Here is a 22,034-nt window from a genome sequence, read left to right on the forward strand (position 1 = left end):
GAATTTGATGCCATATGTGAAGAAAAAAATGGCCGCAGCTAATTTTGCGACGCTTTGGTAATAAGCATGATCAGAAAGAAATGTACTGCTGCATACAATCGTTACAAGCAGAGTTAATGAAATTAGAATCTTAAACCATAGAGGTTCACTTTACAAAACGAAAGCAAAAAGCAGTATTTAGCCACAAATACTGCTTTTTGCTTTCCATTGATGTCGTTATTTAAGATCGAAACGATCCGCGTTCATAACCTTGACCCATGCGGCAACGAAGTCCCGCACGAACTTCTCTTTGTTATCGTCTTGAGCATAAACCTCTGCAATGGCGCGCAGAACAGAATTTGAACCAAATACGAGGTCAACTGTAGTTGCCGTACGCACGACTTGGCCTGTCTTGCGATCGCGTCCTTCATATACGCCTCCGTCCGCAGGCTTCCATTGAACGCCCATATCCAGCAAGTTAACAAAAAAGTCGTTCGTGAGGATGCCTACGCGATCCGTGAATACGCCGTGCTTGGTACCGCCGACATTTGTTCCCAATACACGCAGGCCGCCAATGAGCACGGTCATTTCCGGTGCTGTAAGGTTAAGCAGATGCGCCTTGTCTACTAGCAGCTCTGCAGCGCTTACAGCATATTGTTTCTTTTGATAGTTGCGGAAACCATCAGCGACCGGCTCCAGCACTGCGAAGCTCTCAACATCGGTTTGCTCTTGAGTTGCATCGCCGCGTCCGGCAGCAAAAGAAACCGTTACCGGGAACCCTGCATCTCGTGCCGCTTTTTCCACTGCCGCGCTGCCGCCTAATACAATCAAATCAGCCATGCTTATTTTTTTATCCAGGTCTTCTTGAATCCCCTCTAAAATGGTAAGCACTTTGGTAAGTTGTTCCGGCTGATTCACTTCCCAGTCCTTCTGCGGTGCAAGCCGGATGCGGGCACCGTTCGCGCCGCCACGCATATCAGAGCCGCGGAAAGTGCTGGCGGAAGCCCAAGCTGTCGTTACCAGCTCACTGACTGTAAGTCCGGAAGCCAGAATTTTCGATTTCAAATCTTCAATTTCCGCATCCGTTAAAGCATAATGAACGGCAGGTACGGGATCTTGCCAGATCAAGACTTCTTCAGGCACTTCCGGGCCCAGATATCTTGCACGAGGCCCCATGTCACGGTGCGTGAGCTTGAACCAGGCACGGGCAAATGCATCTGCAAACTCTTCCGGGTTCTCATAGAAACGGCGAGAAATCTTTTCGTATGTAGGATCCATTCTCAATGCCATATCCGCAGTGGTCATGATGGTCGAAACACGGACGGATGAATCTTCCGCGTCCGGTGCCAGGTGCTCCTTGGCCGGAGCTGTCGGAGCCCACTGATAGGCGCCTGCCGGGCTCTTCGTAAGCTCCCATTGGTATCCGAACAGCATCTCAAAGAAACCATTATCCCACTGGGTCGGATTCGGAGTCCAAGCACCCTCTATACCGCTGGTGATGGTATCACGACCTTTGCCGGAGCCATGCGTGCTTAACCAACCCAAGCCTTGCGCTTCAATTGCCGCACCCTCCGGCTCTGCCCCAACGAGCGCAGCATCCCCTGCACCATGTGCCTTGCCAAACGTATGTCCACCGGCCACGAGTGCGACGGTTTCCTCATCGTCCATTCCCATCCGTTTGAACGTTTCGCGGATGTCTCGCCCGCTCGCAACCGGATCCGGTTTGCCGTTCGGACCTTCCGGGTTCACATAGATAAGACCCATCTGAACGGCGGCAAGCGGATTATCAAGATCGCGGTCGCCAGAGTAACGCTTATCCCCCAGCCATTCCGTTTCAGCGCCCCAGTAGATATCTTCTTCCGGATGCCAAACATCCGCGCGTCCTCCGCCGAAACCGAATGTTTTGCCGCCCATCGATTCGATCGCGACATTACCTGTTAGAATGAACAAGTCCGCCCAAGAAATCTTGTTGCCGTATTTTTGCTTAATCGGCCACAGCAAGCGTCGGGCTTTATCCAGGTTACCGTTGTCAGGCCAACTGTTAAGTGGAGCAAACCGCTGTGTCCCGGTTCCAGCTCCGCCGCGTCCATCCCCCGTACGGTAAGTGCCCGCGGAGTGCCAAGCCATACGTATAAAGAATGGACCATAATGTCCATAGTCAGCCGGCCACCAATCTTGACTGTTTGTCATTAATTCGCGCAGATCCTGTTTAAGAGCCTGGTAATCTAACTTTTTAAATTCCTCTGCGTAATCAAAGCTTTCACCCATAGGATTCGATTTGCGGTCATGCTGATGAAGGATGTTCACGTTCAACTGATTTGGCCACCAGTCCCTATTCGACGTACCGCTAGCTTTGTGACTAGTAGCACTGCCGTGTGAGAACGGGCATTTTCCAGAGTTAGGAGTAAGCATAGAGTCCATTTCATTATCTCTCCCATCGATTTGAATTAAATTGGGTGTTTACATCATTTTATGTACGAATCGTCAAAGCTAGAAGAGCACCCGCTTTACAAGGTTTACATGACATGAATGAGTGGATTTTCTCTACTAAAATATGGCTGTAGTAAGGACATTTCTCATTTGGGTAAAACAAAAAGACCTGATATCTCAGGTCTATGAAATCTCCCAATCGGCGGCACACCGGAATCCCATATTCCCGGTTGAACTATCCGGTGTATTGGCCGATCTTGCCGCTACACGGTAGCGGTTGCAATACGATTTATGACATAGGTAGGAGCCGCCACGCATAACCTTGGCTTTCCCGGCTGGCGGACCCTTCGGGTCCACCGGATTCGCTCGCAGATGATCATCTCGGCTGAACCAATCCGAGCACCACTCCCAGACATTCCCGGAAACTTGATATAGGCCATAACCGTTGGGATGATAAGCATGCACCGGCGCCGTTCCGATGTAGCCGTCGCCCGCATTATTTTTCACAGGGAACTTCCCCTGCCAAATATTGCACATGTGCTGACCTTCCGGCTTCAGAAGATCTCCCCAGGGATATTTCTTCTGTACGAGACCGCCGCGCGCTGCAAACTCCCATTCCGCCTCCGTCAGAAGTCGCTTGCCGGCCCATCTGCAGTATGCTTCCGCATCGGTCCAAGAGATGTGTACAACCGGATGATCCATCCGCTCGTCAATCGAGGAATCCGGACCTTCCGGCTGCCTCCAAAAGGCTCCTTCCACATTCCACCACCATGGAGTTGCTTGCGCCGCCTGGGCGAATTTAGCTGCCGTTTCCGCAGAAACCAACAGATGGAAAACATAGGACCAGCCAAACTTCTCCGCATCCGTTCGATATCCCGTTGCATCAACGAATCGTTCATATTCTGCGTTGGTGACCGTATAGGGTGATACATAAAAGGGACTGACGGTTACATGGCGGATCGGCCCCTCCCCATCAGAGGGAAAGCCTTCCTGGTCATCCGTCCCCATGAGGAAGGTACCGCCTTCCAGCAGAATCATTCCTTCCTTCGGGTCGGAGGGCTGCCTTGCTATGGGAGAGGTTGGCGACGCAAGCGCAGCAGAAACCTCTAAGGAGGCTTGGCGTGAAGCTGAGCAGCATGATGGTTTATTTGCCATATAGAAAAAACCTCCAGAAAGAAAGTCATGCCATGTTTACAGTTGTTACTCCAATTCAGGAGTTGTGCCAAACCGTTTAATGATTTGGTCTGTATCTTCTTGGGAGTAACCTAAGGATGACAGGAAGCCCAGAATCGTCTTGATTGGCATGCCAAGAAAGATCGGATAAAGCGGATTATGCTCATCCACCTTCATCTGCAGCAAGATGTGCTTCACTTTATCTGCATGACGATCGTCTTTCAACCAGGTCTGCAGCGAGTGGAGCATTGTCAAGGGTTCCTTGACGTCTTCTGCAGCATACGACACTTTCACGAAGTCGAATATCACGGGAGGAGGATCCGACAAGAATCTGAAACTCGCCCGACTCTACGGCGAACTTACCCAGATGCTCGACGTAATGGGAGAAGTCGCTATCCTTCAATTCAATTTCAACGGACTTCGTTTTGCCGGGGGCAAGCTCGATCTTCGAGAATCCTTTCAGTTCTTTAACCGCTTTGGGGATGGAAGCCAAGATGTCGCTCACATACACTTGCACGACTTCTTTCCCGGTACGCTTGCCTACATTTCGTATGTCCACTGATACTGTCAGCAGATCGCCCTCTTTTATATTCTGGCTGGACAGCCGTAGAATATCGACCGTATCGCCGCAAGAGGAGTCCGTTTCGAGCAAGCCAGCTGCAACAGTCCTGTATGCGGGCCAAGCCGCTGTTCCTTAGCCGCAGGCTTATATCCTCATCGCTTAGGGAACCTTGAGAATTTCGTCAACTATCCGATAGAACAGCCAACCTATTACCAAGCCCTTCGACAAGCAGGGTATCGTGTTGCGATTATAGGCAAAAGCGATCTTCACAAAGGAGATCATTTCTATGGCATGAACGGTGACCTTCCCATCATGTATCAGCTTGGGTTTACAGATCCGCATGAAACCGAAGGGAAGATGAATGCAGCTTTTCGCAGAAACGGTTTAATGTCATTTGACATTAAACCTGATCAGGACGACCATATCGCCGGCTCATTCCAAAGCTACTTACGGGATCAGGGACGTTTATCCGATTTCGTTGAAGATTACCGCAAACGCTTCGCTGAGTGGAAATATTATCATGCTTGGCCATCCCCACTTCCAGCGGAGCATTTTCATGATAGTTACATAGGACGTAAATCTTGCGAGTTTCTGGAGCAGGTTTCCGGAGAAGCTCCTTGGCATTTATTCGTGAGCTTCGTTGGACCGCACGATCCGTGGGATGCTCCGGCCTCGTATGTGGATGCATTTCCCGACCAGACGTTTCCCCCTTCCATTGAGGACGATCATGCCAATAAGCCGGAATGGATCAAGAAGAAAGCCAAGAAGCACACAGCCGGAATGACGGAAAGCGAGCTGCATCAAGTTAAGCGGCACTATGGCGCTGCCATCAAGTTGATCGACGATTGGGTGGGGAACATCTTAGACACCTTGGAGCAAAAGGGATTGTCCGATCAAACGGTTATCATTTTTTGCGCGGACCACGGAGAGATGATGGGAGATCACGGGTTATTCCAGAAAAGCACGATGTACGAGGGTGCCTTGCGAATTCCGCTCATCATTGCGGACCCGAGGGCGACGAAAGTGGAGACAAGCAGCGCGCTGGCCGAATTGATGGATTTGCATCCAACCATTTTGGACTTCGCCGGTGTCGAGTACAAGAAGAGCAGCTTGGATGGCGTATCGTTAGTTCCGTTATTAAAAGGAGAGGCCGTTCAGCATAAACCTTTCCAATTTAGCGAGTTAACGAATACCCGCATGATTTTCGACGGAAGATATAAGTTGATTCAAAATCATAACGATATCGACGAATTGTACGATCTTCAGGAGGATCCGCATGAGCTGATGAACATCATCAGGGAGAACGCCGCTCTATCGCAGCAGCTCTTGAAGCAGATGGCGAATGTAAGGAAATAGCCGGGTGTTAAAGCTTCATGAGCTTTAAGCGGATTATTGTTGAAGACGGGGTGTGCCGAAGCGCTCCCCGTCTTTAGATGTGCCGCTTCGCTGCATCTTATTCTATACGACTTGTACTACGAAAATATTTTTTGACCACCTCGAAGGCCAGCTTCGGTCTGCGGTACCTGTCCACGATGCCTTTACTATTCTGTGTCCCTGCACGGGACAGCAGCCAGCCCGTGTCCTCCACAACACGGCAATCGCAGAACTGCCAGATGAACATGCCTGAAACATAAGGCTTCTGCATATACGCCGCCAGGTTACTTTCTATGATATCGGCATGCCGCTCTTCCGTCCCTCTGACCCTGGTGGAATCGCGAAGCCCATAGTAACCGTCGCCTCCGAATTCACTCATGATCATCGGCTTGCCAAGCCCTCCCCCAGCATCTGCCCAACTTCTTGCCTGGTCGCAGAGCACAGAGGGATCCTCGTTCGTATACCACTGAGGGTACAAGTTGTACGAAACAATATCAACCAGATCCAGGCACAGGTCCTTCTCCCGATGGTGTGTCGCATAGGTGAGAGGGCGCGAGCCGTCCATCTCCCGTATTTGTGTAAGCTGTTCTTTATAAAGCTCCCGTCCTTCAGGCGTGTGACTCGCGCATTCGTTCAGAATCCCCCAGATGATAATGCTCGGATGATTGTAATGGCTGAGCACCATCTCCTCGTTGCAGGCAAGGCACTGTTCCTGACAACCCGGGCTCAGCATATGCTCCAATTGGAAGCCGCGGGCATGATTTTCCTCCCAGACCATCATTCCCCTTTCGTCGCATAAATCCAGGAAACGCTCGTCATTCGGATAATGACTTGTACGCACCGCGTTCGACCCTGCTGCCATCATGAGTTCCATATCCTGAACAATTAATGGGTAAGGAAAAGCCGCTCCGACCATCGGATGATCCTCATGACGATTAAAGCCCTTGAGTACGATATCTTTGTCATTGAGTTGAATTTTTCCGTTCAACGCGGTTACTTTGCGGAAGCCTACCCTTTCGATTAAATCATCGGAAGGAACGATCTCTCCATCGATATATAATTCCGCATCCAGGAGATACAAGACGGGGTTCGTGTTAGACCATGGCTCCGCATTCGGACAAACGACGGTACCATGAATAGCAGCTGTTGCACCGGCTTCGATGCAGGTCTTGCCCAGGACGAATTGGATTCCTGCTAGTCCCCCGCGAATTACGGCCTCGGCATCGCGTGTCCCGCTATTCTTGACGGTGACGGTGATTGCCCCTCCCCATACGCCATCTTGAAACCGTGGTGTGAATTGGATGCGCTCTATGAACACAGGAGATACAACTTCCAGTCCAACCGGACGAATAATCCCCCCATACGTGTAGTAATCATTCGCAAAATGAAGCTTAGACTGCTCGTGAAATGAATTGTCAACGATGACGATAAGCTCATGGCGGCCTGGTTCCACATCATGAATCACATCGGTGTAAAATGGTGTATACGCATTGTAATGCGAGCCTACCTCCATACCGTTAAACAGAATCGTTGCCGTATGACTGACTCCTTTAAAATTGAACCGGATCGATGACTTCTCTGCAATGTCCACATATCTCCGGTAGATGCCTTTTCCCCGATAAGTTTGAAATGCCGGATGCATCTCCCAACATCCCGGAACGGGGAGCCGATAGCTATAGGTTTGCGGAACAGCTTCCTCCGCCAGCCATGGCTGGAAATCCCAATCCCCTTCCATTTCAATCACCTTGCGAATCTTATTGGTCTTGAATAAACGCAGCATATCTGTTCCTCCTCCAAATTTGCCTTACTCCTTAATCGCTCCGATCATGACGCCTTTTACGAAATATTTTTGCAGGAACGGATATAGAAATAAAATCGGTACGGTTGCTATGATAATAGTCGCGTATTTGATGGTCTCTCCAATTGCCATCTGATCGGAGGTTCCGACGCCGACAGACATGGCGTTCGTATCGTTACTAATTAAAATTTCCCTTAGGATCACCTGCAGCGGAAAATAGTCTCTTGTCTGCAGAAATATCGTCGCATAAAACCATGAATTCCAATGGGACACGCCGTAGAACAAAATCATAACGGCAACGACCGGCATGGACAGCGGGAGCACGATACGGAACAGAATGGTCCAGTCGCCGGCTCCGTCCATTCTCGCCGATTCCTCAAGACTTTCCGGGACAGATTGAAAGGCGGTGCGCATAATAATCAAATTAAAGGCACTAACCGCTGACGGCAGTATGATGGCCAAGCGAGTGTCCAGCAGGTCGAGATTTCTCATCAATAGATAAAGCGGAATTAATCCTCCTTCGAAAAACATGGTGAACACGATGAGAAACATAACCGGATTCTTCAGCATGACCTGTTTGCGGGATAACGCGTAAGCCCCCAATGACGTCAACAAAATATTCAGGCCTGTACCTACGATTACGTAAAAAAATGTATTGCCAAACCCGGTCAATATATTCGGATTTCGAAAAACCATCCGGTAAGCATCAAGATTCCAACCATGCGGGTACAGCAGCAAGCCGCGGTTCTGTACGACATACTGCGGGTCGCTTAAGGATGAAAAAAGCACGTAGATCAAGGGATACAAGGTCATTAAAGAAATGAGGACCATTACAACAGTATTGCTCAGATCAAAGACATGTTCCCCTAAGGAACGCTTCATAAGCATTTCGATTCCCCCTTACCACAATTTGGTATCCCCAAGCCTTTTGGCCGTCATGTTCGCTACAATTAGCAAAGTAAAGCTGATCGCTGCATTGAATAAACCTACAGCAGCGCTATAGCTGTAGTTCGCTTCCAGGATCCCTTTCCGGTACACAAAGGTTTGAATCACATCGGCCGTTTCATAGATGACCGGATTATACATGAGGATGATCTTCTCGAAACCGACCGTCATGAACTTACCGATGAATAAGATGAACATAATGGTAACCGTTGGCATGATGCCAGGAAGAGTAACATGCCATATTTGCCTCCACCTGCTGGCACCATCCATTCGCGCAGCCTCATACAGTGAGGGGTTGATGCTGCTGATGGCTGCCAGATATACGATGGAGCTCCACCCGATATTTTGCCAAATATCCGAGGAGATGTATGTCGTTCTGAACCAGCCAGGGGTACGCATAAAGGAGATGGGCTCCAATCCAATCAGCTCCAAGAGGTGGTTGATCATGCCGTCCCGTGCCAGAAAGTCGAACATCATGCCTACAATGACCACCATGGAGATAAAATGCGGCATGTACGAAATGGTTTGAACTGCTCTTCGAAACACATGGCCCTTAATTTCATTTAGCAGCAAGGCGAAGATGATACCTGCCGGGAAGAAGAAGACCAGGCTGTATAAGCTAAGCAGCAGTGTATTTTTGAGTATCCGTCCAAAATATACGCTTCCGAAGAATTCTTCGAAATGTTTGAAGCCTACCCAAGGACTCCCGATGAATCCCTTGGCCGGAATAAAATCCTTGAATGCGATCTGCAGGCCATACATAGGGCCATATTGGAAAATAAGATAATACGCCAATACAGGCAGCAGCATGAAGTAAATCGTTCTATTCGTTCGGAGATCCTTGAGCAGCTTGATAACGAATATTTGCAAGTGACATCCTCCTTCTGGCAATCGTTATTTGAAAAAATGGGATGACAAAGAAAGCCGGAATCGATCCGTTCCGGCTCGTTGTTTCTTATCGCTTGGAATAGCGTTCGAATGCGCTCTGCTGGATTCGAATTGCCTCTTCAATGTCGAACTTCTTCAGCTTCTCTACATATTGAGGGAAATTATCAATGGGCTCTTCCCCCATAATAAACTTCACAATCATTTCATCGGAGAAGGTATTGATGTCATTCATAATGGAGGCGAGCTTCTTGCTTTCATCTGCCGTCAACGTCATTAGCGGCAGCTGCAGCTGATTCTTCGCTTTGGACCATATCTCCAGAGAGTCCAGCTGCTCCGGGTACTTCATTTGCTGGAGGAAGGACTCTACATCCTGAATGAAGGGTCCGCCATACTGAGAACGCATGAATTGCGCCTGCGCTTGCTTGAAGGTGAGCTTATTCGGGTTCGCCTTAATCGTATCCGTGAACACCGGCTTCCCGTTGACCACCTCATAGCTTTGCCCTTTAATCCCGAAGTTGAAGAGCATATTCCCGTCTTGTCCATAGGCATAATCCAGCCACTTGACGATCTTCTCCGGTTCCTTCGCTGCTGTTGTTATAGCAACCGAGTGTTCGCCAGGGTACGTCGGACTAATCATGCCCGCAGCCGGCGTATCTCCCTGTTTGAGGGTAGGATGCGGCAGCGCCGCCATTTTGAACCCGGGAACGGTATCTTTCATCAAGTCTGTAAATTTACCGATTGTACCGCTGGAATAGCCGTATAGGATACCCAATTGGTTGTTGGATGTTTTGGCATCCTTGAGCTTGCCGTCGACAGCGGCGAAATCTTTATCAATGAGTCCGTCCTTATACCACCTGCGCATGGTTGTCAGGAAATCCTTGAATTCAGGCTGCATTTCGCCATAATAAATCTTTCCATCCTTCTGATAAAACTTATCTAGAATCCCCCAAGCCCCGATCACAGCGTTCAGCAGCTCATTCCGTACCGTCGATACCTCCAGCAGGAAAGGGATTTCGTCCTTCTTGCCGTTCCCGTTCGGGTCTTTGTCGCGGAAGGCGATCATCACCTTTTCCCACTCGTCAATCGTTGTTGGCATTCCTAGCCCTACTTTATCCAGCCAATCCTTGCGGATGACAGGACCGTAATAAACCTTAATCTTGTCATCTCCGCGAATGAACGGGAAGGCATAAATATCGCCTTTATCGGTTTTAATCATGCTGGCGACATCCGGATGCTCCGACAAGTATTTCTTGAAGTTCGGTGCATGTCGGTCAATCAAATCGTTCAATCGAATAATCGTTCCATCATCAATTGCACTTTGCGGACCGCGAGCCACATTGAACCAGTTCGTTTGAATGACGTCCGTCAAATTCCTGGATGCCACCATGAGATTAAATTGCTCCTGAATTTGCGTACCGCCTCCAGTCGGATGTTTGAAATCGACCTTAGTGCCGGTGATTTTCTCCATCTCCTTATATGCCGCATTCTCGTTGAAATTCTTCAATGAGATCGCGGAATCTCCATCCAGCTCCACCCAGTAGCTGAATGCTTTCGGGTACTCGGATGAGGCGGAGGATGTATTGGGTTTCGGAGAAGCCCCTCCTTCTGTCGACGGGTTCGACGTACAACCTGCCACGATTGCTGCCGTCAAGATCGTTGTTAGTGCAATCCTTGTCGCTTTCTTGCCATCTGCTTTGTTCACCTGCTAAGCCCTCCTTGATTGTCTACGTTAGGAGCCTGCCGATCTGAAGGATGTTCTGGCCCTTGCTGCTACAATAACCGAACCGGCTTGACGGTTAAAGAATATGGATTTTATATAAGTTATCTCTCCTTAACATCTCGACTTATCCATTCTCAATATGGCTTAACTCATCTTCGCATTTTCCAATTGCTCACGGTATTTCCCTGGCGTAATGCCCTCGACTTTCTTAAATACCTTGGTCAAAACAATGTTGCTGGCATACCCGACTTGTAAGGCAACCTCTTGTACCGTTAAGCCCTCAGCCAACAGCCGCTTGGCATGTTCAACACGCATTTGAGTGATGGTATCGGTGATGTTCTCACCGCAATGTTTCTTATAGAAGGAGGAAATGTAGATAGGGCTAAGGTGCAGATAATCCGCGATCATAGCCAAGCCCAGATTGTTGTTGCCATACTCTTCTTCAATAAAAGCAATGATTTTACGGTATAAAAGCTCACCATGATCGCTTCTATCCTCTTTAACCAGCCCGCATACTTCCAAGTAAGTGGACTTTATCTTCTCAAATGCTTGATCCATCGTGCCGGACTCTGCCCACACTTGATTCGGATCCATGTGCCAATGGGAGATTTGACTGTAGTCAATACGCAGGGCTTCCATAAGCTTGAACAGAATGCTTTGCAAATCAAGGAAAAACCACCGCCCCATCTCCGGTGACAATTGGTTATGGTTAACATTCAATTCATACAGACTGTTCAGCAGCCTCTCTGTATTCTGATGGTCACCATGTTTGGTGTAATTGGTTAATTGAACCTCCAGATCCTTGGGGAAACGATAGAATATCGAATCCTTAGTTTTGACTTCATCATAATAGAGGATATCTTGTGACCCCCTAATTATCTTATAACTCAGGGCTAACATGGCCTCGTCGTAGCACTTCGTCACCGAGCCGATCCCCTCGTGTCTCCCGCTAATGCCCAAAGAGATCCGGACTTTAAAACGTTCCCGCATCACATTCAACAGTCGTGACCCGAACTCATCGATACGCTGCCGGGTTTCAGCTGATTCATGATTGAAATTGAACAACACGACGATTCGATTCTTCTCCTCCTCGAATTCATAGCCGTTACCGTCTAAGAGTTCGTTACTTAAATTAATCACAATAAAACGAAGCAAAATCCACTCCCGCTCCGTATCTTCCTTCATGAATCGGGCGCTGTCCTCAATATCGATAATCATCGTAGCAAACCATTCATATTGAAATTGCAGATTCAGCAAATCCAAATCATGAACCGTAATCGTTGAGGTATCGACCTGTCCACGAATCAGTCTGGATAAGAAATGTGAGCGGATCATCGGCAGCTGATGGGCCAGCTTATCCTCCAGCTCATTCTCTTTGCCGAATAAAGACTCTACAGTTTCACGTATGAGCTTGAGCTCATTATCCGGTTCAACCGATGGCTCTGTACGGCCTCGAGATATCATGGTGACCAACTCTCGGATGGGGGAGTAATGTCTTCGTGTTAAATAAACACAAAGAAATATGCCCAGCAGGAGACAGATCGCTACCGCAACAAGACTCCAGGCTTTGACTTGATCGACTTGCTTCAACACGAGGCTTTTGGGGAAGGCCGACAGGTAGATCCAATCATTCTCAGAGGATGTTGTATACGATATATACATCTCTTCCTTGTTTACGGTAGTAAGAAGCTCTCCCTTCTCGCCAGTAATCATCTCCTTGAATTGATCGTAGGGCACCTTGCCGTCAGAGGGCCCAATCAGCAGCTCTTTCTCCTTATTCAGTACATAGACCGCGCCTTGATGCAGTCCCTCCACCTCCTTCAGGAGATTCCTTATCTCATCTTCGTTAATTAGAATAACCAGGCTGCCTGCGCGCCGGTTATATTCTCCGAATGGAAGCGATTGGACAAACGTAATCATGTTTTCCGACTTCAGATTGCTCGTAGATAGGACAGTATGCATGTACGTTTTGTTGTGGTTGCCCAAAAGAATCTTACTGCGGTAGTCGTCAAAGGTCATATCATTGTATTTGTATATGTTATCGAACAATGTGAAGGCATCCGTCTTCATTGAAGCCGTTAGAACCGTATCCGTATTGCCGAAATACACGTACATGTCTTCGATAAATGTGTTATAGGCTTTATAACGAGTCAGTTCTTTCATAAATTCAATGAAGGCATAAACATCGCTGGATGAAGATTCCTCTCCCTGCTGCATCAACAGCTGCTGCTTCGGGTGAAAAGCGATCTGCCTCATTAGAAAGTCCACTTCCTGTGTTTTGCTGTTCACCACATACTTCAATTGTTCCAGCATGACAGAGTTGGCTCTGTAGGCATTGCGCACCATGATATCTTCTATTTTCAAATAAACCACACTGCCGATCATAACCGGAATCATAAAAACGAAGATAAATGAAAGGAGGAGGGTAACAAACACGCTCTTTCTCTTCATCCATTTGCCAAATAAACCTTGATCTTTACTCATTCAAGATCTCCCTCTCAAAGGTCGTTGCTTAGAAAGCTCGAATGTCATTATACCACAGCCCTAATTGCTTCCCATTAACCGTTTTCAAGATCGATTAACCGGATTCAAGATTCACTTTAACCCTACATCAAAAAACCGGAACCCCATCGGAGTCCCGGCCCTCATCTAGCGCTGTATCAAACCTGCAAAGCTTTGCGCAGTAACCCGTTCAATGTCGCCACATCCATGCAGAGCCCCGGACCTGTCGGCGCATAGATGACGCCGTTCTTGGACTCCTTCGGCGGAGAGAACAGAAACCCGGTCGTCTTGACGCCTGACTTGTCTTCCTGGAACTTGGCAGGTTCGCGGATAAGAGAGAGGCCCGTTTTACGCAGGCATCCACCGTCGATGCAATGAAACTGCAATGAGGGTCTTTTTCATATCCGGTCAACAAATACACTTCAATTTTGCTTGCTTTAATATAAATTTTTGATATAGCAAAATGTATCTATCCAAAAGCTGACTTACCGAAACTACTTTCTCATGTGTAAGACTCCCGTTTATTAAAACTTGATTTATCATTTCAGTTCTTAAGGTTTCAATTTTTTCTTGAAGAATAGATTCCATAATATCATTCTCCGTTCTATATCTTATTTCGAAAGTTAATTAAGTAACTACTTGTAATAAGATATTAGCCTAAGTCCATTAGGAAAATATTAGGAATCTATTGAAGAAGTATTTATCTCCGGACGATTCTGACCGATCGTGCCGATCGAGATCGGATCCTGGGGATCCATTTTCTTTTGTAACTTGCAGTATTCTGAAAAATATTGTTCTCACAAATAAAAAGAAACGGGCTAACACAATGCGTGATAGCCCGTTTCTTAATCGATAGATTTCACAATTCGAATCACGCTACCGCCATCCACCCTCGATTTCGATACTGTCGACTAGGTGACTAAATAGCTTGATCCGGCAATGCCGGCATCACCATCGTCATCTTCGTTCCTCGTTCAAACTTGCTTTCAATTCTAAGACCGTACTGCTCGCCATAAACCATTTGAATTCTGCGGTGGACGTTCAAAACACCGATTCCGCCTTTTTTCCCCGCCTCATCCGCTTCGCCGTCCGCCAGCCTGTTGGCGTTCAGTTTCTCTTGCAGCTGCGCTAGCTGCACCTCTGACATGCCCGCTCCGTTATCCTCAACGGAAATCCAGAAAATCCCTTCGCTGACACCTCCGTCAATCCGCACAAAATGGTAATCCTCCAAGCCGTCCGGGAATGCATGCTGGAAAACGTTCTCAACGAGCGGCTGCAGCGTCAGGCGAACCATAACATGCAGCAGATATTCCGGGCGGATAGCGACATCGATTTCGAAATCCCGGCCGATGCGATGCTTCAACACGACCAAATAATACAGGACATGCTTTAACTCGTTGGCCACAGTAATTTCTTCGAGATTTGTCTGGACGGAATATCGCAGCATATAAGCAAGCGCCTTTACAATTTCAGAGATTTCCTCGGAGTCTTGAATGGTGGCGTAACATACGATTGTCTCCAACGTGTTGTACATAAAATGCGGATTGATTTGCAGCTGCAGCGATTGAAACTCGGCTTTTTGGCGCTCCATCTTGATTTCAGTATTGCTCAGCTCCACTTGGACGACGCGGTCCACAGCATCAGAGAGCCTCTTCACCATCTGGTTGTATCGGACCATGAGCTCAACAATCTCATCCCGATGAGGCGGGAGAGGTATGGTAGCCCAATTCCCTTTCTCCGTCTCACGCATGCCTGTTTTCAGGGTTTGAATCGGCTTGGCAATAGATTTACCGAACCTGTAAGCCAGCAGGATCGCCAAGACCAATGTAAAAAGACCAACGACCAGCGTGGTCGAACGAATGTTCGAAAGCGGCTTGCGCAGCTCGCGTACCGGCATGGAAACGACAAGCTGCCAATCGGAATAATCCGATTGGCGGGCCACATATCTTCGTTCATCTCCCTCGCTGTTATCCGTAAAGGAACTTGAGCCGGCTTGGTTGAGCTTCTGGAAGAACGCCTGCGGCACATCCGAGCCGACTTTACGCCCGTCAGGGTGATAAATGAAGCGTCCTTTATCATCAATGATAAACAGATACCCGTACTTTCCTAGATCAATGCCTTTCCACAGCGCGGACAGATCCGCTGAACGCATCTCAATCGCGAGCAAGCCGGATAGCTCCGGGGAAGTATAGCCGCGAATACGTCGGACCAGCGTCAGCATTTGATTATCCTGACCTTCAATAATCGTGTGGTTGAGAATGCTTAACTTCCCATCCGCAGTCGTGTTCGCAAGGAAATATTCCCGTTGTCTTTGAACATCCTCGGCACCGAAGGACATCTCAGTGACATTGTTATAATAGTAAACGGCATTCTTCTTATCGCTAATTAAGTAGACGGCTGCCAATTTGGGATTCCGTATGAATAACGGGTCGACACTAAATTCCCGGATCGTTTTCCGATAGGTGTAATAATCGTACTCTTCTCTTGTGGCGGGCAGGTCAATGAACTCCATGATCTGCCTGTTCGTCAGCAGCGAAACGATGGAACGTTCATAGTCATTCAAATATAGATCCGTATGATGAACCGCGTTTCCGACAATCTGATTCATCTGGTTCTCGACCATGTCTTCCAGCTCACCCGACGTAATAATGTACGAAAAAAAACCGACGCAGCTCAGTGAAACGATAATCACGATTAGGAAATATACGAATATTTTCTTCGTAAAGCCTCTGATTTTCATTTAATACCCAATCTGGCGCGGTACTCGGACGGGGAGACGCCGACTATTTTCTTGAACGTTTTCGTGAAATGCGGATAGTCGTCATACCCGACCTCGGCGGCAACGTCAACAATTCGCACATGCGGAATCTCCAGCATTTCTTTCGCTTTTCCCATCCGCTTGTTAATCCGGTATTGAACAAAGGTCTCTTGGGTAATTTTTTTGAAAAGCGAGCTGAAATACGTCGGCGTCAGTCCCACCATAGCCGCCACTTCGTCCAGCGAGATATCCTCGGACAGCCTGCTGTCGATATACGCTTTAGCCTCCTCCATCGGATCCTTGAAATTGCCGCTCCGGACGGCATGAAGCTCGTTAATCATGTGCAGAAGACTTTTCTCGAACGCATCCAGCGCTTCTTTCACCGTACCTGCCTGCTGATGAGCGGAGAAGCCGGCTGGTGAGTAATTACGGGAATGGAAGCGTTTCACAAGCATCGCATGACAATCGTTGAACAGCTCTTTGAGCTGAGCTAACGACAATTTCGCAGACAAGCAGTATTCGCGCCAACGCACGATCAGGCCGGCGATCTCCTCCGTTTGCAGAGCCCAGATCTGCTCCTCCATCTGATCGATCCACTCGATGTACCGCGAGGGCGGCATATAGCTGCTGGCAGGCTTCTTGATCAACTGGTCCAGCATGTCGTGCAGATCGGATTTCGTAGCCGGTTTCAGCAGATAATGTCTGACACCGTAATTCATACTCTTCTGCGCATATTCAAAATCATTGTAGCCGGATATAACCACCGTCTTGATATGAGGAAAGTCCTCATGAATAATTCGGCATAACTCGAGTCCATCCATTTTGGGCATCCGAACATCGGTCAGCACGAGGTCCGGCTCCGATACCCGAATAAGCTCCAAAGCCGCTTCGCCGTTCTCAGCCGTCTGAACTTTGGTGAAGGCGGGGGTGTACAGCTCCGCCATCTTCACCATGCCTCTGCGAATAACCGGTTCATCGTCTACGATCAGTACATGCATGTCCAGACCCCCTTATGCTGCTAAGTGCTCTAGTCCAATTATGATAACTCAGTGCATCAGGTTCATCAACCAATAAATCCGCATGGTTTCCTTAGTCTTCCAAACGAGTTTGCGCGAATCTCCATCCGATAGCCGGCAACGAAGCCGGCAACGCCCCGTTCCCCTCGATTGTACCGGCATAATGGCCTTCTTCATCATGCGTAACCGACGCTTGCCACCAGGTGCAGATCCCCTTCTCATAATCAAAGGTGTCGCCATCATCCTCGTAGAGCAGTCCCGTACCCGGCTCGTCTCCGAAATGCACGAATTCGATCTCGCCGAAAGCCCCTGAAGCCGGAACGTGCGGCAGAGGAGCCATCGTAGGAATAACGGAGCCGCTTCTCACAAAAATAGGCATGGTTTCCAAGCCGGCCCGAACGCGGATGACGCTGCCACCGGTGTACCGCTCCCCGGTCTCCAGTCCGTACCAGATGCCGGCTGGCAGCAGCACTTCGCGCTCCGTCTCGCCTTCCACCAGCGGAGCCGCCAGCAGCAGGTCGCCGATCATGTACTGATCGTCCCATTCCTTCACGACCTTCTTCCCGTAGGCTGCATCCGTAGTGTTCAGCTGCTGAGTCTCGTCGTTGGCGCCGCTTGCCTCAGCCGCAGCAATTTCCGCCGGCGACATGACGAAAGGCATCGCCCGGAACGGCGGAATCCCCTTCTCTCGGTAGACGGCGAACGCCGTGTACAAATAAGGCAGCAGCCTCATCCGCAGCTTGATGTAATGCCGGACAATCGCTTCCACTTCGGGGAACGACCACGGCTTAGTACCGTCTCCCCAGGCATTCAGCATGGCCAGCGGGGAGAAGCATACCGTCTGCATGCGCCTTACCCAATCTTCAGCATTCCTCGCCCGGCGAACCTCCGGCGTCCACAGCAAGCCGCTGAAAGAAGAGCTGCACAGAGCGCGGATGAATTGCTTGTGATCATACAAATCGGAGTACAGCACATACGGCATTGTAGATGCCGCTGCATTCGAAGCCCGAACCAGCCCGTACGTCCGGCGGTTTCGGCTGCGGAAGAGATCCGCCGTCATTTTCTGAAACATCAAGCCATACATCTGCCTCATCTGCTCCCCGTCCATGCCGGAGGGGAATTGGGCGTGTGCCGGGAACATCCAGGAATTATTGGTTAATTCACTGCCGTCGCATTCATCCAGCTTATATCCGGACACACCGATATTCACATGCTGATCGCCGTGCTGGTTCTTGTATAAGTCCGCTGCCTCCGGCAGCGAATAATCCGGGGCAAGCCCTCCCCATACCGTATGGCTGCCGGAGAGCGGCTGCAGCGCCGCATACAACTCGCTCTCCGGCGAGACGTACGGATGCTCCCAGAGATTGACGCGGAAGCCTTGATCCCCCAGCTGTTTCACAAAGCCCGCAGGGTCGGGAAACCGCGCCTTCTCCCATTCGTAGCTGACCGGATAGCTGCGGCTGTGCCACCCCGGTTCCAGTCCGATCACATCGCAGGGGATATCGTGAAGCCGGAACCGAGCGGCCTCTTCCAGCACTAACTTATCGGTGTACAGCGTCGGGACGCGATGCCAGAAGCCAAGCCCCCACTTAGGCGGCAGGACACCGCCACCGCATAACAAATTATATCTGGCCACCACATCGGCCAGCGTCGGACCTCCGATCACATAGACAGCTGCGCCTTCAGCCGGCAGGCGGATTTCCACCCGGGAGGCAACCGGCGTCGCCTTCCAGCCGCGATCCGTATTCCGGTCGCGAATGTGTTCGTGATGCGTATCCTTCTGCTTCAAGGTGGAGCCGCAATACATCGTCACGATGCGGGACGTATCCACCCAGACACCATACCCCTGATCGCTTACATAGAAGGGAACGGGCGCATGCGTTTCGCCGGTATCCTGTTTCGGATCGCTGTTGACACGCAAATACCGCGTTCTGCCCCGCTGGTTCATCCGCAGAAGCTGAAGGCCCGTGCCATAGAGCTTCTCCGTAGGGTTCAGCGGGAAGGAAAGGATGATACTTCCGTTTGCTTCCTCCAGATGGACACAGTCCCAGCCGAAAGGCGGTTGAACCTGAGGCATTAGCTGCAAAGCTTCGTTGTTAGGCGAGACGCCCATCCAAGATAGGGGAGTGATCCCCTGAGGCTGTTGTATCGTCAAGCGCCAAACACCCGGCGCATTCTGTTCCCAATTTGCACTTGTCATGCTTCAATCTCCATTTCGCTATAGTGTCGGAACCTGAATCATTTGAGCTTGACCGGATTCGCTTGCCAGCTTGGCATAATGCACAAGGGCCTGCGTCTTCAAATAATCTCTGCCGCTTGTTTCGGCTTCGCGTCCCTCCTGAAGAGAACGCAGAAACTCCGCCAAAGTATCCGTTTCATCCACACCGCTATAATCGTTGACTAGCTTCGTCTCTCCGTTCCGAATGACACGGATTTCCTTATCCACAACCTCAATGGCCCCTTCAGTACCCTCAATTCTCCAGTTGCCGCTCCATGGCGTTTCCGTTCCTCTTGATGAAATCGATGCTTGATAGGACGCTGTGATGCCGTTCTCCATTTCAAGGAACGCATAAGCATTAATTACTGCCCCTTCTTCGAGCCAAGCGTTGTTCGGATTGTATAACTTGGCCTGAACGGATACGCCTTCATATCCGCTGAAATAACGCAATAAATCAAAATGATGAACACCGATGTCGTCTAAAATGCTAACCGTATACTTCCGGCTTACGTGATGGTATCTGTAAAACTGCACGTCCATGGAAGACAAGGTGCCGATAACCCCTTCGTCCAGAAGCTGCTTCACTTTACGGATATACGGCATTCTCCGGTAGTTCTCGGCAATCATGAAAGGGATCTTCTCCCGCTGTGCCCTCGCTACGACCTCTACCGATTCCCGATAGTCGAAGGAAATCGGCTTCTCGCACAAGACCGCCAGTTGATGGTCAAATGCCGCTTGATTCACCGCCGTGTGCATCATCGGAGAGGTCACATTGACCAGGAAATCCGCAGGTACCTGCTCCAAGGCCTCCTTCAGCGATGTATAGAAGGGATACGGATCATCCTGCATTTTCTCCTTCATGGCCGGGTCCACCTCCACAACGGCCGCTAACAACCCTTGAGCACGAAGCCTTTTATACCAGCTATACCCTGCGGAACCCAACCCAACCAATATGGCTTTCACGTGCAAACTACCTCCTTGTAAATCTTGTATATTTATCAAAAGAAGAGAGTATCCAGCAGCAGATTGATCTGCAAAAAGGGTACTCTCCCAATAAAATGACCTTCTTATTTGATATCGATCATGATGGCGCCCTGCTTTTTGTTCCAACGATCGGTTGCTTCTTTAATAATTTCGTTGCCGCCTTTGGCTTTATATTCTTCGATGACTTTCGGCCAATCGGAAATCGGCTCTTTGCCATAGATCATTTTGATCATGTGATCGATGATGATTTTCGGACCTACGTCGGGCTGCGGTGCCGCTAGATCCGGGAATTTAGAGAACGTGCTCAGATCCGGATAGAACCCGATTCCTGGCAGCCCTTCCTTCGTCAGCACCGTATCAAATGCTTTCAACGTAGCTTTGCCGTCTTCATTGAGCATTAATCTCGGTTTGTTGTAAGTGGAATCATGCACAGCCCATAAGGTTCCGCTGCGGAAGCCTTCCTCATCCGTCTCTTCCTTCGTCGTCGGGAACTTATAGTTAATATTACCGGAGCTGTCTTTCGTGTACGTGTCTCCTTCGATACCGAAGGTGAAGAAGTTTTCGGCCTCCGGCGAAATCATCCACTCGAACATTTTCACGATGCCGGCTGCCGTTTCCTGCTTCACATTCTTGTTAATGAAGAACGTCCGGATCACCGGTGCGTAATAGAAGTATCCGCCTTTGCCCTCAGGTCCCTTCGGCGAGTCGATAATATCGACCTTCGAGCCGGGAACGGCTTGCTGAATCTTCGTGCGGTAGCCCGGCAGCCCCGAAGCGTTCTGCGACCAAATGCCCGCCTTGCCTGATTCAATACTTTTGGTGAAATCGGTGGAAGAGACCGTCGCGAACTCTTTCGGAATCAGACCCTCGTCGTACATCGTTTTGAACGTTGTGAGTGCTTTCTGTACATTTTCCACATCGAAAAATTTCGGAACAACCTGGCCGTTCACCAGCTCAAACTGGTCCTTATACGGCAACACATCGTATGCCCCGAGAACAACGTCAGCGTACTTGAAGTTTTCACGCATTTGATACGGACTCTCGACGCCCAGCTTCTTGAACGCCCGCAGCACATTCAGGAATTCATCCACCGTTTTCGGAGGCTGAAGGCCGGCTTTCTCCAGAAGGTCGGTGCGTATGTACGTAGAGCGGCGCGATGGATTGCTCAAATATTCCGGAATACCATATATTTTTCCGTTATATGAAACGCTGTCCCAAGCTGCTTTCGGAACGCTCTTAAGCAAATTTGGGGCATACTGCTTCAGCAGATCATCGAGCGGCATGAAAACACCGTTCTCGACGGAACCGGACATCGATTTGCTGCCAGGACCGCCAATGCTGCCGACCACATCCGGAATATCGTTGCTTGCGAACATGACGCCGAACTTGGCATCCTCCATCACCTTGACATCCAAATCCGTGTTGGTCAATTCCTCAAGCTTCAGCACCCATTTGTCCTTGTTCAAATCCGGCACACGGGTATGATAGCCTGTACTTACCGTCGTCGGGAACAGGATTGAGAACTTGACCGGTTCTTTCTTGGCGCCGGCGGACGGCTGCGAGGAAGCTTGTTCCGCTACCTTTCCTTCGGACGAACAGGCGGTGAGTGCGGAGGCCGCCATGATGACAGCCAGAGTGAGAGAGATCGTTTTTTTCATATAACCCCTTCTTTCCACATTGATTGCAA

At 49.4% G+C, this 22,034-nt stretch carries 17 protein-coding genes; 1 reads left to right on the forward strand and 16 read right to left on the reverse strand.

What is annotated here, in order from left to right; genetic code table 11:
* Nucleotides 1–216 precede the first annotated feature (216 nt).
* The 4 genes from katG to PUT07_RS20435 form a co-directional block, all read right to left on the reverse strand.
* Nucleotides 217–2,400: a catalase/peroxidase HPI gene (gene katG / locus PUT07_RS20420; protein ID WP_274470241.1), complete on the reverse strand. Its 2,184-nt coding sequence runs from the start codon at nt 2,398–2,400 to the stop codon at nt 217–219.
* A 192-nt stretch (nt 2,401–2,592) separates the two neighbouring features.
* Nucleotides 2,593–3,564, reverse strand: a complete 972-nt coding sequence (locus PUT07_RS20425) for a formylglycine-generating enzyme family protein (protein WP_274470243.1) — start codon at nt 3,562–3,564, stop codon at nt 2,593–2,595.
* A gap of 45 nt (nt 3,565–3,609) precedes the next feature.
* A complete protein-coding gene (locus PUT07_RS20430) occupies nt 3,610–3,807 on the reverse strand; it encodes a hypothetical protein (RefSeq protein WP_274470244.1) in 198 nt (65 codons plus the stop codon).
* Nucleotides 3,782–4,234 (reverse strand): fibronectin type III-like domain-contianing protein, encoded by a 453-nt coding sequence (locus PUT07_RS20435; RefSeq protein WP_274470245.1) that lies wholly within the window; start codon nt 4,232–4,234, stop codon nt 3,782–3,784. The genes PUT07_RS20430 and PUT07_RS20435 overlap by 26 nt, the downstream gene beginning before the upstream one ends.
* Here PUT07_RS20435 and PUT07_RS20440 point away from each other — a divergent pair.
* Nucleotides 4,205–5,500, forward strand: a complete 1,296-nt coding sequence (locus tag PUT07_RS20440) for a sulfatase family protein (RefSeq protein ID WP_274470903.1) — start codon at nt 4,205–4,207, stop codon at nt 5,498–5,500. The genes PUT07_RS20435 and PUT07_RS20440 overlap by 30 nt on opposite strands.
* 97 nt (nt 5,501–5,597) lie before the next feature.
* On the opposite strand, the gene PUT07_RS20445 is transcribed toward PUT07_RS20440, so the two are convergent.
* The 12 genes from PUT07_RS20445 to PUT07_RS20500 form a co-directional block, all read right to left on the reverse strand.
* Nucleotides 5,598–7,298: a glycoside hydrolase family 2 protein gene (locus PUT07_RS20445; RefSeq protein WP_274470246.1), complete on the reverse strand. Its 1,701-nt coding sequence runs from the start codon at nt 7,296–7,298 to the stop codon at nt 5,598–5,600.
* A gap of 24 nt (nt 7,299–7,322) precedes the next feature.
* Nucleotides 7,323–8,204 (reverse strand): carbohydrate ABC transporter permease, encoded by an 882-nt coding sequence (locus PUT07_RS20450; RefSeq protein WP_274470247.1) that lies wholly within the window; start codon nt 8,202–8,204, stop codon nt 7,323–7,325.
* A 12-nt stretch (nt 8,205–8,216) separates the two neighbouring features.
* On the reverse strand, nt 8,217–9,071 hold the full coding sequence (locus PUT07_RS20455) for an ABC transporter permease (RefSeq protein ID WP_379240379.1): 855 nt from the start codon (nt 9,069–9,071) through the stop codon (nt 8,217–8,219).
* 145 nt (nt 9,072–9,216) lie between these two features.
* The gene (locus PUT07_RS20460) at nt 9,217–10,851 is read right to left on the reverse strand and encodes an extracellular solute-binding protein (RefSeq protein ID WP_274470250.1); all 1,635 of its coding nucleotides are present in this window, start codon (nt 10,849–10,851) and stop codon (nt 9,217–9,219) included.
* A 162-nt stretch (nt 10,852–11,013) separates the two neighbouring features.
* Entirely contained in the window at nt 11,014–13,353 is a 2,340-nt protein-coding gene (locus PUT07_RS20465; protein ID WP_274470251.1) for a helix-turn-helix domain-containing protein, read from the reverse strand.
* Between the two features lie 176 nt (nt 13,354–13,529).
* A complete protein-coding gene (locus PUT07_RS20470) occupies nt 13,530–13,757 on the reverse strand; it encodes a hypothetical protein (RefSeq protein ID WP_274470252.1) in 228 nt (75 codons plus the stop codon).
* Between the two features lie 22 nt (nt 13,758–13,779).
* Nucleotides 13,780–13,959, reverse strand: a complete 180-nt coding sequence (locus PUT07_RS20475) for an aspartyl-phosphate phosphatase Spo0E family protein (protein WP_274470253.1) — start codon at nt 13,957–13,959, stop codon at nt 13,780–13,782.
* 331 nt (nt 13,960–14,290) lie between these two features.
* Complete coding sequence (locus PUT07_RS20480) at nt 14,291–16,111, reverse strand: cache domain-containing sensor histidine kinase (protein WP_274470254.1); 1,821 nt, start codon at nt 16,109–16,111, stop codon at nt 14,291–14,293.
* A complete protein-coding gene (locus tag PUT07_RS20485; RefSeq protein WP_274470255.1) occupies nt 16,108–17,127 on the reverse strand; it encodes a response regulator in 1,020 nt (339 codons plus the stop codon). The genes PUT07_RS20480 and PUT07_RS20485 overlap by 4 nt, the downstream gene beginning before the upstream one ends.
* A gap of 91 nt (nt 17,128–17,218) precedes the next feature.
* The gene (locus PUT07_RS20490) at nt 17,219–19,345 is read right to left on the reverse strand and encodes a TIM-barrel domain-containing protein (protein ID WP_274470257.1); all 2,127 of its coding nucleotides are present in this window, start codon (nt 19,343–19,345) and stop codon (nt 17,219–17,221) included.
* Between the two features lie 18 nt (nt 19,346–19,363).
* On the reverse strand, nt 19,364–20,326 hold the full coding sequence (locus PUT07_RS20495) for a Gfo/Idh/MocA family protein (RefSeq protein ID WP_274470258.1): 963 nt from the start codon (nt 20,324–20,326) through the stop codon (nt 19,364–19,366).
* A 104-nt stretch (nt 20,327–20,430) separates the two neighbouring features.
* Entirely contained in the window at nt 20,431–22,005 is a 1,575-nt protein-coding gene (locus PUT07_RS20500) for an extracellular solute-binding protein (RefSeq protein ID WP_274470259.1), read from the reverse strand.
* Nucleotides 22,006–22,034 lie beyond the last annotated feature (29 nt).

It is taken from the genome of Paenibacillus sp. MAHUQ-63, assembly GCF_028765165.1.
Taxonomy (GTDB): domain Bacteria; phylum Bacillota; class Bacilli; order Paenibacillales; family NBRC-103111; genus Paenibacillus_E.